General features: G+C 67.1%; 1 protein-coding gene. It reads right to left on the bottom strand.

The window, feature by feature from the left end:
- Positions 1 to 249, bottom strand: a 249-nt coding sequence (locus tag AC5WS7_RS40670; RefSeq protein WP_495959994.1) for an acyltransferase domain-containing protein, incomplete at both ends; no start/stop codon positions are given.

Below are 249 nucleotides of genomic sequence, written 5' to 3'. Positions count from 1 at the left end.
CCGTTGACCGCGGCGATACTCAACGAATCACCCCGGGCCTTCACCAGATCGCGCGCCTGCTCGACGGCACAGGCCAGCGACACCATCCCACCCGAACCCGACAGCGCCAACAACAACCGACTCCGCAACGCCACCACCCGAACCGCATCCCGCAACGACAACGCACCCGCCACACACGCCGCCGCAATCTCCCCCTGCGAATGCCCGATCACCGCATCCGCACACACCCCCACCGAACCCCACAGATGC

This window comes from Nocardia sp. PLKS1-43 (assembly GCF_059510335.1).
The sequence above is the reverse complement of the archived record's forward strand: the minus strand, read 5'-3'. Positions and strand labels throughout refer to the sequence as shown.